The sequence below is a fragment of the Isoptericola aurantiacus genome (genome assembly GCF_044769875.1).
Classification (GTDB): domain Bacteria; phylum Actinomycetota; class Actinomycetes; order Actinomycetales; family Cellulomonadaceae; genus Isoptericola; species Isoptericola aurantiacus.
On sequence record NZ_JBJBAE010000001.1, the window covers coordinates 1,426,016 to 1,442,916 of the forward strand.

Annotated in this window: 12 protein-coding genes, 2 pseudogenes and 1 other annotated feature; of the genes and pseudogenes, 4 read left to right on the plus strand and 10 right to left on the minus strand. The window is 71.2% G+C overall.

Annotated elements, in window-relative coordinates; all coding sequences use genetic code 11:
- Positions 1 to 10: 10 nt before the first annotated feature.
- The 5 genes from ACIQLL_RS06430 to ACIQLL_RS06450 form a co-directional block, all read right to left on the minus strand.
- Positions 11 to 814 (minus strand): ABC transporter permease, encoded by an 804-nt coding sequence (locus tag ACIQLL_RS06430; protein WP_402464478.1) that lies wholly within the window; start codon positions 812 to 814, stop codon positions 11 to 13.
- Entirely contained in the window at positions 811 to 1,620 is an 810-nt protein-coding gene (locus ACIQLL_RS06435; protein WP_402464480.1) for an ABC transporter permease, read from the minus strand. The genes ACIQLL_RS06430 and ACIQLL_RS06435 overlap by 4 nt, the downstream gene beginning before the upstream one ends.
- Positions 1,620 to 2,468, minus strand: coding sequence for an ABC transporter ATP-binding protein (locus ACIQLL_RS06440; protein ID WP_402464482.1), 849 nt, complete (start codon positions 2,466 to 2,468; stop codon positions 1,620 to 1,622). The genes ACIQLL_RS06435 and ACIQLL_RS06440 overlap by 1 nt, the downstream gene beginning before the upstream one ends.
- 6 nt (positions 2,469 to 2,474) lie before the next feature.
- On the minus strand, positions 2,475 to 3,599 hold the full coding sequence (locus ACIQLL_RS06445) for an ABC transporter substrate-binding protein (protein WP_402464484.1): 1,125 nt from the start codon (positions 3,597 to 3,599) through the stop codon (positions 2,475 to 2,477).
- 375 nt (positions 3,600 to 3,974) lie between these two features.
- Positions 3,975 to 4,556, minus strand: coding sequence for a TetR family transcriptional regulator (locus ACIQLL_RS06450; protein WP_402464486.1), 582 nt, complete (start codon positions 4,554 to 4,556; stop codon positions 3,975 to 3,977).
- Positions 4,557 to 4,639: 83 nt separating this feature from the next.
- On the opposite strand from ACIQLL_RS06450, the gene ACIQLL_RS06455 reads away from it, so the two are divergent.
- The 4 genes and pseudogenes from ACIQLL_RS06455 to ACIQLL_RS06470 all read left to right on the plus strand — a co-directional run bounded on the left by ACIQLL_RS06455 (position 4,640) and on the right by ACIQLL_RS06470 (position 10,249).
- The gene (locus ACIQLL_RS06455; protein ID WP_402464488.1) at positions 4,640 to 5,593 is read left to right on the plus strand and encodes an aldo/keto reductase; all 954 of its coding nucleotides are present in this window, start codon (positions 4,640 to 4,642) and stop codon (positions 5,591 to 5,593) included.
- Positions 5,594 to 6,068: 475 nt separating this feature from the next.
- A complete protein-coding gene (locus ACIQLL_RS06460; RefSeq protein ID WP_402464646.1) occupies positions 6,069 to 7,202 on the plus strand; it encodes an IS110 family RNA-guided transposase in 1,134 nt (377 codons plus the stop codon).
- Between the two features lie 37 nt (positions 7,203 to 7,239).
- Positions 7,240 to 8,526: pseudogene (locus ACIQLL_RS06465) on the plus strand (ISL3 family transposase).
- Positions 8,527 to 8,972: 446 nt separating this feature from the next.
- Positions 8,973 to 10,249 (plus strand): annotated as a pseudogene (locus ACIQLL_RS06470) (IS3 family transposase).
- Positions 9,242 to 9,376 (plus strand) — a sequence feature (AL1L pseudoknot). Its footprint overlaps the pseudogene before it by 135 nt.
- Before the next feature lie 24 nt (positions 10,250 to 10,273).
- Here ACIQLL_RS06470 and ACIQLL_RS06475 read toward each other — a convergent pair.
- The 5 genes from ACIQLL_RS06475 to ACIQLL_RS06495 form a co-directional block, all read right to left on the minus strand.
- Complete coding sequence (locus ACIQLL_RS06475; RefSeq protein ID WP_402464490.1) at positions 10,274 to 10,594, minus strand: Abi family protein; 321 nt, start codon at positions 10,592 to 10,594, stop codon at positions 10,274 to 10,276.
- A gap of 143 nt (positions 10,595 to 10,737) precedes the next feature.
- A complete protein-coding gene (locus ACIQLL_RS06480; protein ID WP_402464492.1) occupies positions 10,738 to 13,518 on the minus strand; it encodes a molybdopterin-dependent oxidoreductase in 2,781 nt (926 codons plus the stop codon).
- Entirely contained in the window at positions 13,515 to 14,357 is an 843-nt protein-coding gene (locus ACIQLL_RS06485; RefSeq protein ID WP_402464494.1) for an FAD binding domain-containing protein, read from the minus strand. Before ACIQLL_RS06485 ends, ACIQLL_RS06480 begins: the two co-directional genes overlap by 4 nt.
- On the minus strand, positions 14,357 to 15,715 hold the full coding sequence (locus ACIQLL_RS06490; RefSeq protein WP_402464496.1) for an 8-oxoguanine deaminase: 1,359 nt from the start codon (positions 15,713 to 15,715) through the stop codon (positions 14,357 to 14,359). The genes ACIQLL_RS06485 and ACIQLL_RS06490 overlap by 1 nt, the downstream gene beginning before the upstream one ends.
- A complete protein-coding gene (locus ACIQLL_RS06495) occupies positions 15,712 to 16,833 on the minus strand; it encodes an XdhC family protein (RefSeq protein WP_402464498.1) in 1,122 nt (373 codons plus the stop codon). Before ACIQLL_RS06495 ends, ACIQLL_RS06490 begins: the two co-directional genes overlap by 4 nt.
- Positions 16,834 to 16,901: the final 68 nt, after the last annotated feature.

Genomic DNA, 16,901 nt, shown 5'->3' on the forward strand with positions numbered 1-16,901 from the left:
GAACGGCGCCTCAGCGCTGGGCGGACGTCATGGCCATGCGGGTCAGCACCACGTTCTCGATCACCTGGACCACGTTGTAGAGCAGCAGGGTGACGACGGTGATCAGCGCCACCGAGGCCCACAGGTCGTCGAACCGGGCGCCGGCCGTGAACTTCACGATGGACCCGCCGATGCCGGTACCCGTGGACAGCCACTCGGCGAGCAGCGCCCCGGTGACCGCACCCGGGACCGACACCCGGGCCGCGGCGAACAGCGACGGCAGGGCGCCGGGGATGTTCACCTTGCGCATCGCGGTCAGGCGGGTGCCGCCGTAGACGTGCACCAGGTCGAGGCTCTGCACGCTCGCGCGGTTCAGCCCGAACAGGATCGACGCCAGCGCCGGGAACAGCACCACGATCGAGCCGATGACCGCCACCGACGCCTGGGTGCCGCGGCCGGTGATGAGGATGATCACCGGCGCGATGGACACCAGGGGGATCGCGCGCAGCAGCAGGGCGAGCGGCATGACGCCGGCCTCGACCGTCCGCGACAGGGAGAACAGGACGGCCAGCAGGCCGGCGACGGCCATGCCGACCACGAACCCGAGGGCGGCGTCCTGCAGGGTCTGCGCCAGCAGCGGGGTCAGCCCGGTCCGGTTCGCCGCCGCCTCCGGCCCGGAGACGAGGAACTCCCACACGTCGGCGGGGCCCTTGGCGACGTACGGCGACATCCCGGTGAGGTTGACCACGGCCCACCACAGGGCGAGCACGATCACCACCGTCAGCAGGGCGTCGAGGGCGGCCCGGCCCACCGGGCGCCAGGAGACGGCGTTCATGACGCGCTCCGTCCTGCCACCCACGGCGTGGCCAGTCGCGAGAGAAGGCCGACGACGCCGTAACCGATCAGGGCGACAGCCGCCGTCAGCAGGAACACGGCCCACACGCGGGCCGAGTCGAGCTCGCCCTGCAGGCGGATCAGGGTGATCCCGACGCCCTGGTCGATCCCGCCCATGTACTCGCCGAGCACCGCGCCGAGGAACGCGGACGGCACGGCGATCTGCAGGGCGTTGAGGATGGCCGGGGTCGCGGCGATGAGCCGCACCTTGCGCAGCTGGGTGAAGCGGCTGCCCCCGTAGACGCGCACGACGTCGAGGCTCGCGGAGTCGGCCGACTTGAAGCCGAGCAGGGCACCGACCACGGTCGTGAAGAACACGGCCAGCGCCGCGAGGAAGATGGCGGTGGCACTCGGCTCGCCGGGGCGGGGTGCACCACCGAGGACCACGATCGCGATACCTCCGACCGCCACGACCGGCAGGCAGTAGCTGACCACGGCGATCTGCGTGACGACCGTCTCGATGCGCGGAGCCAGGAGCACGGTGGCGGCGAGCAGCAGGGCGATGCCGTTGCCCCAGGCGAACCCGATGAGCGCCTCGGTGATGGTCACCGAGAACACGGGCCGGTACGCGGCGAGGCCGTCCGAGGCGATCGTGGCGAACACGACCCACGGCGAGGGCACCGGCGTGAACGTCGTCCCGGGCGGCGGCTGGAAGATCGTGGCGGAGAAGACCCACCAGGCGCCGACGAGCGCGACCGCGCCGATCACCCCGGCGAGCCAGGTGGGGATGCGGGAACGGCGGGACATCAGGCCTCCGCCGCCGCGCCGTGCGTCCCGAACAGGATCTCCGAGGCCCGGTCGACCAGCGCGTGGAACTCCGGGGTCCGCATCATCTCGGGCGTGCGCGGCCGGGGGAGGTCGACCTCGATGATCTCCTTGATCCGTCCGGGGCGAGCCGACATCACGGCGACCCGGTCGGAGAGGAAGATCGCCTCCGAGATGCCGTGCGTCACCAGCAGCGTGGTGGCGGGCTTCTCGGTCCAGATGCGCAGCAGCTCCAGGTTGAGGCTCTGGCGCGTCATGTCGTCCAGCGCGCCGAACGGCTCGTCGAGGAGCAGCACGGACGGCTTGAGGGCCAGGGCACGGGCGATGGAGACCCGTTGGCGCATGCCGCCCGAGAGCTGGGCGGGCTTCGCCTTCTCGAACCCGGTCAGCCCGACGAGCTCGATGAGCTCGTCCACGTACGGCTTGTCGACCTTGCGGCCGGCGACCTCGAAGACGAGACGGATGTTGGTCAGCACGCTGCGCCACGGCAGCAGCGCGTGGTCCTGGAACGCGATGCCGAGCTCGCTGTCCCGGCGGAGCTGCGCGGGCGTCTTGCCGTCGACGAAGACCTCGCCGGCGGTGGGGTGCTCGAGGTCGGCGAGCACGCGCAGGATCGTCGACTTGCCGCACCCCGAGGGACCGAGGAGAGCCAGGAAGGAGCCCTTGTCGGTGTGCAGGTGGGCGTCCTGCAGCGCGGTCACGGTCTGGCGCCGCCCGGTCTGGAACGTCTTGGTCAGTCCGTCGATGTGGATGCCGGTGCCCCCCGGTGCTGCCGCAGCATCCTGCGGCAGCACCGGGGGGCGGGCACCCGACGTGGTGTCGTGGCTCATGGGTCCCTACGGCAGGTAGTCGACGAGCTCGGGCTGCTCGGCGTAGATCTCGTCGATCAGGGTGGTGTCGAAGAGGTCCTCGACGCTCACGTCCCAGCCGGCGGCGGCGAGGGAGTCGACGGTCTGCTGCTTGAGCTCGTCCGAGATGGTGAACAGGCCGTTCGCCTCGGTCTCCTCGGTGGAGATGAGCTCCTTCTCGGCCTCCAGGCCCATCGCCGTCTTCTCCGGGTCGAGCGCGCCGAACACGGCCTCCAGGCCGTCCTCGGACTCGGCGGCCGCGGCGTTGTAGTGGTCCTCGACCAGCGCGACCGTGTCGTCGGTCGGCTCGGTGAAGACGTCGGACCAGCCCTTGATCTCGGCGGTGAGGAACGCCTTGAGCAGGTCGGCGTTCTCCGCCAGGTACTGGTCGGTGACGCTGAAGGTCTCGGCCACGTAGGGCACACCGTTCTCGGCGTAGGCGAGGTTCGTGACGTCGTAGCCGGCGAGTTCGACGGTCAGCGCCTCGTTGGTGAGGTAGGCCATGAATCCGTCGACCTCCTCGTTCATCAGGGGCGTCGGGTCGAAGTCGACGGGGACGACCGTGACCTCGCTCTCGTCGATGCCGTTGGCGTTGAGCAGGGCGGCGAACACCGAGGCGTTGGAGTCCTGCACGCCGATCGTCTTGCCCACCAGGTCCTGCGGCGAGGAGATGTCCGCGCCGTCGGCCAGGGAGAGGATCGTGAAGGGGTTCTTCTGGAACGTGGCGCCGATGATCTTCAGGGGCGCCTCCTGCTCGGCGATCGCGGCACCGATCGAGGCGGCGTCGCTGAGGGCCACGTCCACCGTGCCGGACAGGAGCTTCGCGACGCCGGTGTCGGGACCGGAGATGCCGATGACGTCGTCGAACCCGGCCTCGTCGTAGTAGCCGTTCTCCTCGGCGTAGAACTCGCCGGCGAACTCCTCGTTCTTGATCCAGGAGTACTGCACGCTGATCTCGCCGTGGGACGCCGCCTCCGCGGACCCGTCGGAAGCGTCGGCCGGGCTCTCGGTCTCGCCGCTGCCGCAGGCGCCGAGGGCGAGCGCGGACGCGGCGACCGCCGCGGCGACGGCGCCGGCACGCGCTCGTCGGGAATGTGTGCTGTGGACTGCCATGGGTGGGACTCCGCTCGACCTCTACCGATAGGAACGAACGGCAACGTAGCCAGCCGACGTTTCGCCCCGAGGGTGCCGGCGTTTCCGAGCGGTTAAGCCATCACTTCACCCGCCGGCGTCGGGCACGTCGCCGAAGCAGGTACCGATGGTTGCCCTAAGAGGCCGACGACCAGAGCTGAAGCGGCTCAACGCAGTTGAGGGTGTAGCGCTGGCTGCCTGAGCCGGCTTGCGATCTCGCCCCGGGCACGGTGTTGCTAACCGTCGACATGTATGACGACGCGGTGCCTGGCTCAAGAACCGGGGAAGAAGTCCACCTGCTTCCCTTGCCGGTGGGCTGCCCTTCTAGCCGGCCGTCGGTGTGCAGGCGCCGCCGGGTCAGCGCAGAGCGGCCATCGCCTGGTCGAAGAGGTTGCTGAGTGGGACGGCACGATCGAGCGCTACCCACTCACTGAAAGCGACGTCGAGGCAGGCGAACGTACCCTGCACCACCACCTGGGCGGGCAGGCGGCCGCCAGCCCGGTCACGCAGGATGTCCTCGAACATCCGACCCCAGGCGAGATGCTTCTCGAGGTGGCGAGCTCGCAGCGTCGGCGCGCTCATCACGACCCGCATCGTAATCAACCCGAGCTCGGTGTCTACATCGCGCACCAGACGTTCGAGGGCGCCGCGGAGGGCCGTCCAGGGGTCCTCGTCCGCAGGACGGGCGGCGAGGGTCGCGGCGATCTCCAGGCCGTAGGGGATGGGGTCGCCGAGGACCGCATCCTCCTTACTGGCGAAGTACCGGAAGAAGCTGCGCGGTGAGATCCCGACGTGCTGTGCGACCTCGTCGACAGTGGTGGCGTCAAACCCGCGCTCGTCGAAGAGACGCACTGCCGACTCGGCGACCTGGGAGCGCACCACATCACGCGCGGCACGGCGCAGATCGGCCCGCTTCGTTTCCGTCGTCGCCTCACCCACATGACGAGCATACGCTGCACCAAGTGGCAGAGACTGCCACGAAAGGCGTACGATGACATTACCAAACCGGAAGGAAGATCGTCATGCAGCAGCGCACCCTCGGTCAGCAGGGCCTGACCGTCTCCGCCATCGGCTACGGCGCGATGGGTACGGCCTTCGGCTACGGCCCGTCGGACGACACCGCGTCGATCTCGGCGATCCGCAGGGCTCACGAGCTCGGGGTCACGCACTTCGATACCGCAGAGATGTACGGCTGGGGTGAGGGCGAGAGGCTCCTCGGTGAGGCGCTCGCGCCGTTCCGCGACGAGGTCACGATCGCGACGAAGTTCGGGTTCACCGCCGGCGACGGCATGAACTTCGGCGTCGACTCCCGCCCCGAACACATCCGGGAGGTCGTCGACAACAGCCTCCGCAACCTGCGCACAGACTCCATCGACCTGCTCTACCAGCACATGCCCGACCCGAACGTGCCGATCGAGGACATCGTCGGGACGATGAAGGAACTCGTCCAGGCAGGCAAGGTCAAGTACCTCGGCCTGTCCAACTCCGACGAAGACACCATCCGCCGCGGCCACGCCGTCCACCCGATCTCTGCGGAACAGTTCGAGTACTCGATCTTCGCCCGGAACGACGTCGCCCCCCTCCTGCCCGTCCTCGACGAGCTCGGCATCGGCCTCGTCGCCTACTCGCCGCTCGCGCGCGGGTTCCTCTCCGGCGCCGTGCAAAAGCCGGAGAACTACGGCGAGGGCGACATGCGGTCCCATCTCGCCTGGTGGAAGCCCGAGAACTTCGACACCAACATCGCCAAGGTGCAGCAGCTGACCGACCTCGCCGAGAGCAAGGGCGCCACCCTGGCGCAGCTGTCCCTGGCATGGCTGCTGGCACAGAGGGACGACATCGTCCCGATCCCCGGCTCCCGCAACGCCGACCGCGTCGCGCAGAACATCGCCGCCGCAGACGTCGCGCTCTCCATCGATGACCTCGCACGGATCGACGAAATCGCCCCCGATGGCGGTCAGGGAGGACGGATGGGCTAACCACATACCGACACCCAGAAGGTGACGGGACGGACGGTTTCGGCTTCAGGGCCGGAAGGTCTTCGGAAAGTCCCGGTCATTCTCATAGCCGGGACTTTCTGGCCTCATCTGCGTTGAGCCGCGATCCCTTGAGCTCGGGTGTTCGGCGGGTGACTGGGGGTCCAACGCCACCCATCCAGAAGACCTCGACGTGCCTGACTGTAGGGCTTCAGGTGGCTGGTCTGGGACCTGCTGCTGAGGATGGTTCCGGCCGTCCTGTCGAGATGTGACTCCGTATATGACTGGCCTCGTTCGCGAGTGCCTTGGTAGCGACGTGTCCGCCTCGGCGGGATGGCCGGCGCCGTCCTCGGCCCACCTCGGTGGCCTGATCAGAAGGCTGTCCAACACCTGCGTTCGCGCGGGCGTCGTGACTCATTCACAGTCCTGCCCCGTCGTGACTCCCGCCCGGGCCAGCGCCGGCCGTTGCGGCCGGACCATGTCCCGGAAGAGGAAGGCCCCGACCGCTGTGACCATCGTCGCGCACACGCGCCCATTCGTCATCGGCGTGGACACTCACGCCCGCAACCACGCCCTGTCGATCCTGGCGACACCTCATGGCGAGAGCGTCGATGAGGCCGAGTTCCCCGCGACCCGCACGGGGATGGCCCGTGCGCTTGAGTGGGTAGGACGCCGCACAGGCGGAGACCTCGAGGCCCTGTGGGTGATCGAGTGCTCCGCCTCCTACGGCGCGCAACTGGCACGCGCCGTCACGAAGGCGGGCTACCAGGTCGTCGAAGCCGCGCGGATGAGCGCGAAGGCCAATCACGGTATCGGCAAGTCCGACCCTCTGGATGCGCGACGTGTCGCGGCTTCGGTTCTCCCGCTGCGGGCTGACCAGTTGCGCTACCTGCGCAAGGACGACGGCGTGCGAGCTGCTCTGCGGGTTCTCCTGGCCGCGCGCGACCACATGACCGCCGAACGGACCGGAACTATCAACGCTCTGATCGCCCTGCTGCGCGTGCTCGACCTGGGCATCGATGCCCGCAAGCCATTGACCGGCAAGCAGGTGATCGAGGTCTCCAAGTGGCATCCGCGTTCGGAAGCGACCGAGATGTTCATCGCTCGCGCCGAGGCGGTGCGACTGGCCAAGCGCGTCCTCGACCTCGATCAGGAACTTGCCGAGAAGGTCAAGACGACCACGTCGCTGCTCAAACAGAGCGCGGCGCGAGTACTGCTCGACAAGCCCGGGATCGGCCCCGTGACCGCATCCGTGGCGATGGCGGCATGGTCGCACGACGGACGCATGCACTCGGAGGCAGCGTTCGCCTCTCTCGCTGGCGTCAGCCCGATCCCGGCGTCCTCTGGCAACACCGTCCGCCACCGCCTCAACCGCGGCGGCGACAGACGGCTGAACAAGGCCCTGCACATGGCAGTCATCGTGCGCATGACCCACGACGTGGAGACGAAGGCCTATGTCGAGCGAAGACTGGCCGAAGGACTCACGCGGCGGGAGATCCGTCGAATCCTCAAGCGCTATCTCGCCCGGCAGATCCACCGCGCCCTCACTGCCGCGAGCAGGGCCGACGAGGCAGCCGACATGACGCTCTCCTCCGGGCCCATCGTGGCTTGACAGACATAGAAGGGTCGCTACCTTCGTTGCCCCTGACTTGACGACCATCGCGCGCCTGGACGAGCTCGGCCTCGTCGTGGTCGGGCAACATCTGGAGCCTGACCGAGCGGTGCTCGAGTGCCGCGTCGTCGCCCGCGATGACGACGCGTTCTGCCGCGGGTGCGGCGCTGAGGCCACGCCGCGAGGGACGGTGACCCGACGGCTGGCGCACGAGCCCTTCGGGTGGCGGCCGACGACGCTGCTGGTCCGGGTGCGCCGCTATCGCTGCGCGGGCTGCGCCCGGGTGTGGCGTCAGGACACCTCGGCGGCGGCGGAGCCGAGGGCGAAGTTGTCGCGGGCGGCGGTGCGCTGGGCCCTGGTCGGGCTCGTCGTTCAGCACCTGACCGTGGCGCGGGTTGCCGAGGCCCTCGCGGTGTCGTGGCACACCGCGAACGACGCCGTCTTGGCCGAGGGACGCCGCCTGCTGATCGACGATCCGGCTCGGTTCGACGGCGTCACCACTGTCGGCGTCGACGAGCACGTGTGGCGGCACACCCGCCGCGGGGACAAGTACGTGACCGTGGTCATCGACCTGACCCCGATCCGCGACGGCACCGGTCCGGCCCGCCTGCTCGACATGGTCGAAGGGCGCTCCAAGAGTGCGTTCAAGTCCTGGCTCACCACCCGTCCGAAGACCTGGCGCGATCAGGTGGAGGTCGTCGCGATGGACGGGTTCACCGGGTTCAAGACCGCTGCGGCCGAAGAGCTGCCCGACGCGACCGCCGTGATGGACCCGTTCCACGTCGTGCCACTCGCCGGTGACGCCCTGGACCGCTGCCGCCGCCGAGTCCAGCTCGACTTGCACGGCCACCGCGGCCGCGCCAAAGACCCCTTGTATCGCGCGCGGCGGACCCTGCACACCGGCGCCGGCCTGCTGACCGACAAGCAGAAGACCCGGCTGGAAGCGCTGTTCGCCACCGAGGAACACGTGCCCGTCGAGGCGACCTGGGGCATCTACTAGCGCGTGATCACCGCCTACCGCCACCCCGACCGCGCCCAGGGCCGTGCGCTGATGAGCGCCGTCATCGACTCCCTGAGCCGCGGCGTTCCGGCGGCACTGAGCGAGCTCGTCACCCTCGGGCGGACGTTGACCAAGCGCGCCACCGACGTGCTCGCGTTCTTCGACCTGCCCGGCACCAGCAACGGACCGACCGAGGCAATCAACGGGCGCCTCGAACACCTGCGCGGATCCGCCCTCGGCTTCCGCAACCTCAACCACTACATCGCCCGCTCGCTCCTGGAAGCCGGAGGCTTCAGACCCCTGCTACACCCTCAACTGCGTTGAGCCGCTGAAGCTCGTCCCAGCGGTCGGGAATACCCATTGACGCTTCGCCGACGGAGTCCGATGCGGGGAGCTGCTGGACGAGGTCGACGAGTCGTCTGTCCGATCTGCTTCGGGCTCGGCGTGCCCGGCGCGTACTGGAGCTTCTGGTTGAAGAGGCGTGCATGATGCGCAGCGACGTTGCGGGTGTAGTCCAGCTGGTCATGAGCTTCTTCGTCGGACTCAAGCGTCAGGGCCTGTCAGCATATACTGACGGCCCTGATCCACGCTGCGAGGCGCAACTTGCTTCTACTTCTGAGGCTCCGGCCCCGAGTCGAACGCCTGTTCCTGGGGCTTGGTGCCCTTCGTCCGGCGCGGCAACCGAACGTATCCGATCACCCCGACCGTGGTGAAGCGCCCCAGGTTTCATGCCGTTCCTTTCTGAGTCGACAGTCAGGAAGGATGGGCCCGTGCCCAAGAAGATTGATCCGCAGGTGAAGGCCCGGGCGGTGCGTCTGGTGACCGAGCACCGTGGGGAGTACCCGTCGTTGACCGCGGCGTGCGAGGCGGTGGCCCGCCAGACCGGGCTGAGCGTGGAGACCGTGCGCCGCTCGGTGCGCCAGGCGCAGGTCGATTCCGGCGACCGCCCGGGGACCACGAGCGAGGAGTCCGAGGAGATCAAACGGCTGCGGGCGGAGAACCGCCGGTTGCGGGAGGACGTGGCGATCTTGAAGGCCGCGACGTCTTTCTTCGTGGGGGAGCTCGACCCCCGCGGCCGATGATCCGCGCGTTCATCGACGAGATGCGCGCTCAGGGGCACGCGGTCGAGTCGGTCTGTCGGGTCTTGCGTGAGCAGGGCTGTCAGATCGCCGCGCGCACCTACCGGGTCTGGAAGCAACAGGGCCGCCCGGTGGCGGCCCGCACGATCAGCGACGCGATCGTCCTGGACGCCGTGCGCGACGTCGCGTGGACTTGGGATGGTGGGCGACGTCGGCTGACTCCGGAGGGCTTGTACGGGCGCCGCAAGATGGGCGCCTACATCCGCCGGCACAAGGTGGCGGGCGCCTCGCGGGGTGCGGTCGACCGCGCGATGCGGCAGCTGGGTCTGTCCGGGGTCCGGCGCGACAAGGGGATCCGCACGACGGTGCCGGCCAAGGACGGCAAGCGGGCCGGTGACCTCCTCGACCGTGACTTCACTGCCAGTGAACCCAACACGAAGTGGGTCGGCGACTTCACCTACGTGCGCACCTGGGCCGGATGGGTCTACGTCGCGTTCATCGTCGACTGCTACGCCCAGAAGATCGTGGGCTGGCACGCCGCGACGGCCAAGGACGTCCAGCTCGTCGAGGCCCCGCTGCGGATGGCGATCTGGCAACGCGACCGCGAGGGCACCCCGGTTCCCGGCGGGCTGATCTGCCACAGCGATGCCGGCAGCCAGTAGACATCGATCCACTACACCGAGCGTCTCGAGCTCGAGGGCATCAGCCCGTCGATCGGGTCCGTCGGCGACGCATACGACAACGCCCTGATGGAGACGATCAACGGCCTCTACAAGGCCGAATGCATCCGCACGACCGTGTTCCACGACGGCCCCTACAAGACCATCGCGGACGTCGAGTACGCGACCGCCGGCTGGGTCGACTGGTACAACAACCGGCGCCTGCACGGCACCCTCGGCATGAACACCCCGACCGAGTTCGAGACCGCCCACTACGCTGCTCTCACCGAGCAGGTTCAACCCGCATAGGAGCGGCATGGAACCTGGGGCGCTTCACGTTTTCGAGAGCCTCGCCGGCAGGAGTGCAAGTCCGTGATCGGTCGGGAGTTCAGGGGCGACGAAGTCGATGAGTTCCGCGGCGTGATCGATGCGGGTTCCGGGTTTGTCGTCGCTCAGGACCTGCAGTCCTGATCCGTCCTCGGTGCTACGCCATTCGGAACGACGAAAGGGGTACAGGTAGCCCGTGAGTCGGTAGTAGCCCACGGACCGCAGCAGAGCGGCTGTGCGAGCCTCGGGGTGAACGTCGACCCCGCGGGAGGCAAGCCGGGCGACCTGCTCGTCGACCGAGAGCCACGGCTTCGTGTACGCGACCATGCGTCTCCTGGCAAAAAAGAAAATCAGCCCGAGCCGTGAGGCGAGCGGGCTGATCTTGATGGGTCAACTCTAGAGCATTCCGAGCCGCATGGCTAGACCGTCGTGTGGCAGCGTTCGGTCTGACCTGCGGGATCGCCAGAGCGTCACCCCTCCTGCGCCAGCCGCCACACGCGCTCGCGGGTGAACGGCTGACGGAACGGCCGCCGTCCCAGCGCCCGGGCGATCGCGTTGCCGACGGCGGGCGCCACCGGGTTGTACGGCGACTCGCTCATCGACTTCGCGCCGAACGGCCCGATCGTGTCGAAGGTGTCGGCGAAGTACACCTCCGTGTCGGGGACGTCGGCCGACTGCGGGACGCGGTAGGTGCGGAACGCCGGGTTCGTCACGGCCCCGCGGTCGTCGACCAGCACCTCCTCGTACAGCGCGCTGCCGAGCCCCTGGGCCGCGCCGCCCTCGACCTGGCCGCGGCACTGCGCCGGGTTCATGACGAACCCGGCGTCCGCGGCCTGCACCGACTGCAGCACGCGCACCGAGCCGGTCTCCTCCTCGACGGCGACCCGCACCGCGTGCACGTTGAAGGCCAGGCTCCGCTCCTTGCCGTCGTCGCTGCCGTGGGTCGTCAGCTCGCGGCTCTCCGGGTCCCCGGCGGCGCTCACGATCTCGTCGAAGCCCACGAGCCGTTCGCCCACCCGCACGCCGGCCGCGACGAGCTCCGCCCGCGGAGCGGCGCCTCCCGCCGGGGTACCGCCGTCGGACACCTGCCGGGCGACGTCGATCATCAGGCCGCGCAGCGCCGTGCAGGCGCGCGCCAACGCCTTGCCGGCCACGACCGTGCCCGCCGACGCGAACGCGCCCGTGTCGTGGTCCACCAGATCGGTGTCCGAGGCCCGCAGCACGATCCGGTCCGGCGTCGCCGCCAGGGTCGAGGCGGCGATCTGCCGGTGCACGGTGCTCGTGCCGTTGCCGAACTCGGCCGTCCCGACCGACAGCGCGAACGTGCCGTCCGGGCGCAGCGACGCGGCTGCGTGCGCGTGGTGGCCGCCCGGTGCCGCCCCCGCGATGAACGCGATCGCCATGCCCTCGCCGACCCGCCACCCGGGCGGGGCCTCGACGCCGTTGCCGCGCCGCAGCGCGTCCTGGGCGAGGTCGAGGCACTGGTCCAGCCCGTAGCTGCCCCACCGCAGGTCCGGCTCGGGCTCGTCGTCGACCGTGAGCAACGGGTCCCCGTCGCGCACCGCGTTGCGGCGGCGCAGCTCGAACGGGTCGATCCCGAGCCGCTGCGCGAGCATGTCCATCGCCGACTCCACGCCGAGGATCACCTGCCCCAGCCCGTACCCGCGGAACGCCCCCGACGGCACCGCGTTCGTGTACACGGACTCGGCGTCCACGCGCTTGACCGGGCAGCGGTAGACGTTGATCGACTCCGACACCGAGTGGAACAGCACCCCGATGCCGTGGTTGCCGTACGCGCCGGTGTTGCTCAGCACGTCCACCTTCAGGGCCGTCAGCGTCCCGTCCGTCGTCGCGCCGAGCGAGACCTCCACCCGGAACGGATGGCGCAGCGCCGCCCGCCGGAACTCGTCGGTGCGGGAGAACTCGTAGGACACCGGGCGGCCGGTGGTGAGCACGGCGAGCGCCACGATGTCCTCGACGAACATCTCCTGCTTGCCGCCGAACCCGCCGCCCACCCGCGCGGCGTGCACGCGCACGCGGTCGCGGGGCAGGTCGAAGACGTGGGCGAGCTCGTTGCGGGTGAGGAACGGTACCTGGGTGCTGGAGCGGATGACGAGCCGGCCGTCGTCGTCGAGCCGGCCGAGCGCGCCGTGCGTCTCGAGCTGGGCGTGCGCCACCCGCCCGGTCTGCCACGCCCCGCCGACGGTGACGGCGCTCGCGGCGAGCGCCGCGTCGACGTCGCCGCCGATGCCGGCGTGCAGGCTGCCGAGCACGTTGGGGCGCTCGGGGTCGGCCTGGACGGCGACCGGCCGGTCGGGGTGGACCACCGGGGCGCCCGGCTGCCGAGCCTCCTCGGCGTCGAGCACGAACGGCAGCGGCTCGTAGGTCACGTCGATCAGCCGGAGCGCGGCGTCGGCGATCTCGGCGGTCTCGGCGATGACGGCGGCGACGCGCTGCCCGACGAACCGGACCGTGTCGTCGAGCACCCGGGTGTCGTCGGGGTCGTCGGTGCGGTGCTCGTGGCGGGCGGTGGAGAACCGTCTCGCGGGGGCGTCGGCGTGGGTGAGGACGGCGACGACGCCGGGCAGCGTGCGGGCGGCGGCGGTGTCGATCGCGGTGATGCGGGCGTGCGCGTGCGGCGAGCCGAGGACGCGCAGCACGAGCGTGCCGGCGGCCTCCGGGGTGTCGAAGGTGTACGGCTCCAGGCCCTGGACCACGCGCCGGGCGGGTTCGGGGGAGACCGAGCGTCCGACCCCGGCCGGTGTGTCGCCGTCGTCCGTCGCGTGCCGCGGGGTCGAGCCCGCCGCGGTCGGTGCGCCGTCGTCGAGGACCTTGCGGATCGCCGCGCGGATCGGGCGGTAGCCGGTGCAGCGGCACAGCGAGCCCTTGAGCCGCCGGTCGAGGTCGGGCAGGTCGTCGGCGGTCAGGCAGGAGGCGGTGACGCTCATCCCGGGGGTGCAGAACCCGCACTGGAAGCCGAACTCCTCGATGAGCGCCTCCTGCACCGGGTGCAGGTCGTCGCCGGGGGCGAGGCCCGCTGCCGTGGTGACCTGGGCGCCCTCGGCGCGCGGGGCCGGCACGATGCACGAGTGCACGGGCTTGCCGTCCAGCAGCACCGCGCAGGCCCCGCAGTCGCCCGCGTCGCACCCCTTCTTGACCTCGGTGTGCCCGTGCTCGCGCAGCAGGGTGCGCAGGCACTGCCCGGGGCGCGGGTCGGTGTCGTGGCCGCTCCCGTTGACGTGAATCTTCATGCGGGGTCCTCCGGGTCGCCGGCGAGATCCCGGCGCAGCCGTTCGGCGAGGACGACGCTCACGCCGCGCCGCCAGTCGGCCGCGCCGAGCGAGTCGGTGTACCAGCCGTCGAGGTCGCCGACGGCGGCCGCGAGCGTGGCGGCGTCGGGCAGCGCGGCGAACCGCAGCACGGCGGGTCGCTCGACGGCGGCGGTGACCACGACGACGCACGTGCCGTCGGCGTCGCGGCGGCCCGAGACGACGGCGCCGGAGCGGCCGAGCTCGGCCAGGGCGATCTTGTGCAGCCCGGCGCGCGAGCGCAGGGCGCTCGCGGGCAGCTCGATCGCGCGCAGCACCTCGCCGTGGCGCAGCGCGGTCTCGCCGGGCCCGGTGACCAGGTCCGCGACGGGCAGGTGGCGCGTGCCGCCGTCGGGCGTCCACACCTCGGCGACGCCGTCGAGCGCGACGGCCAGGGAGACCATCGCGGCGGCGGGGAAGGCCCGGCAGACGTTGCCGCCGACGGTGGCCGTGTTCCAGATCTTGAAGGAGGCCAGCAGCGCGTCGGCGGCGTCGGGGATCATCGCGACCGCGGACCAGTCCGACGGGACGGGATCGGCGCCGCGGCCCTCGGCCCAGCCGCGCAGGGTCGCGATGGTGCAGGTCGCCGCGATGCGCAGGCCGTCGGCGCTCACCTCGAGGTCGGGCCAGCCGAGCGTGGTGAGGTCCACGAACCCGGTGGTGCCGGGCTGCGGCTCGCTCATCAGCCAGGTGCCCCCGCCGAGGAAGACCTCGCCGGGGTCCAGCACGAGGTCGGCGCGCGTGCGGGCGGTGCGGAAGCCGGTGACGGACGTGACGTCCATCAGAGCCGCTCGGCGAGCTCGCGCGAGGCCAGGGTCACCTCGTGGGCGAGCTTGCGCTCGTCGGTGGTGGTCAGCGTCGCGTCCTCGACGACGGCGCGCCCGGCGACGTACAGCCGCTTCAGGGGCGGCAGCGCGCCGAGCCCGAGCGCGGCGACGGGGTCGAGGATGCCGGCGTGCTCGACGCCGTCGACCTGCCAGACGGCGACGTCGGCGAGCTTGCCGACCTCGAGCGAGCCGATCTCGTCGCCCCGCCCCAGGACCCGCGCGCCCCCCATCGTGGCGGCCCGCAGCCCGTCGCGGACGCTCATCGAGTCCGCGCCGGTGCGCAGCCGGTTCATGAGCACCGACTCGCGGATCTCGACGCCGAGCTGACCCGACTCGTTGGAGGCGGCGCCGTCGACGCCGAGCCCCACCGCCACCCCGGCGTCCAGCAGGGCACGCACGGGCGCGATGCCTGCGGCGAGCCGTCCGTTCGACGACGGGCAGTGCGCCACGCCGGTGCCGGTGGCGGCGTACCGCTCGATCGCGGGGGCGTCGAGGTGCACGCAGTGCGCCATCCAGACGTCGGGGCCGAGCCAGCCCTGGTCCTCCAGGTACTGCGTCGGGCTGGTGCCGAAGTGCTCGAGGCAGTAGGCGTCCTCCTCGGCGGTCTCCGAGGCGTGGGTGTGCAGGCGCACGTCGAGCGAGCGGGCCAGCGTGGCGGCCTCGCGCAGCAGGTCGGCGGTCACGGAGAACGGTGAGCACGGGGCGATCGCGACGCGCACCATCGCGTCGCGCGAAGCGTCGTGGTACCTCTCGACGGCCTCGGCCGACGCCGCGAGGGCCGCGTCCGTGGTCTCGACGGCGAAGTCCGGCGGCAGACCGCCCTGGGAGGCGCCCAGGTCCATGGACCCGCGGGTGGCGTGCAGGCGGAGGCCGACGCGGGACGCCGCCTCGACGATCCCGCCGACGATGTCGCCCGAGCCCTGCGGGAACACGTAGTGGTGGTCGCCCACGGTGGTGCAGCCCGACCGTGCGAGGACCGCCATCGCGCCGGCCGCCCCGGTGCTGGTCAGGTCGGCGTCGATCCGGGACCACAGCGGGTACAGCGCGGTGAGCCAGTCGAACAGGATCGAGTCCTGGGCGTATCCGCGGGTGAGCCACTGGTACAGGTGGTGGTGGGTGTTGACCAGGCCCGGCGTGACCAGGCAGCCGGTCGCGTCGACGACGTCGGCACCGGCACGCAGGTGCTCCGGCGCGCGGCCCGCTCCCACGGCCACGATCTCACCGCCGTCGAGGACGACGTGCCCGGCGGTGTGCTCGGTGCCGGTGGCGTCGACGGTGGCGACGTGGCCGTTCTCGATGAGGGTGCGGGTCATGGTCGGGTGCCTCCGGGTCGGGCGAGGGACTGCGTGGGCGGCGCCGGGCACGCCGTGGCTCTGGCATGGGGCACGACGGCGGAGCCCCGGTGGATCGGGCCGCTCGCCTCGCGCAGGGCGTGGCCGGAGCCGCCGTGCCGTGAGGCGACGATCTCGGCCAGGACCGACAGCGCCGTCTCCTCGGGGGTCGAGCCCCCCAGGTCGAGCCCGAGAGGGGAGTGCAGTCGGGCGAGGTCGACGTCGTCCACACCGGCGTCGCGCAACCGCGCGGCACGGTGGGCGACGGTGGCCCGGGCGCCCATCGCTCCGACGAAGCCCACCGGCATCGACAGGGCCTGGTGGATCGCGGGGACGTCGAGCCGCTCGTCGTGCGTGAGCACGCATACGGCCGTGCGGGCGTCGGTCTCGTGCGCGGCCAGCCCGGCGAGGTACTCGTGGGGGAGCGCGACGACGAGCTCGTCGGCCGCGGGGAACCGCTCGCGGGTGACGAGCGTAGCCCACGGGTCGCACACGGTCACCGCGAAGCCCGCCGCGGCACCGACGTGGCACAGCGCGGCGGCGTGCTCACCGGCGCCGAGGACGATCAGGCGTGCGCGCGGTGCGCGCTGCAGGACCAGCAGGTCCGCGCCGTCGTGCGCACCGGGCAGGAGCCGGGTCTCGCGGTCGGCGAGGCAGGCCGTGGTGGCGGCGTCCAGCGTGGTCGCGTCCACGGTCAGGCCGGTGTGCGGGCCGGTCGTGACGACCGCGAGGACGGCGGGCCTGTCGGCAGCCGCGCCCTCCAGCGCCCGCATCGTGATCGCGTCGGCCGGGTCGAGGCGCTGGGCGAGGACGTCGACCTGCCCGCCGCAGGCCAGGCCCGCGGCGTGGGCGGCGGCGTCGTCGAACCCGAACCGGGCCGACTGCGGACGCCCGGTGGCGAGCGCCGCGTGGGCGAGCACCACGGCATCGGCCTCGACGCAGCCGCCCGAGATCGAGCCGAGCACCGCGCCGTCGCCGGTGACCGCCATCGCGGCGCCGACACCCCGCGGCGCGCTGCTGGCGACACGGGTCACGGTCACCACGGCGACCGGTGATCCCGACCGGGCCAGAGGCAGCAGGTCGCGGGCGATCTCAAGCATGGGCTGAAGTGTGCCGGGGGGATGTTTCGCGCGGGCTACGCTGCGATGACGCCGCAGCGAAGGGAGTG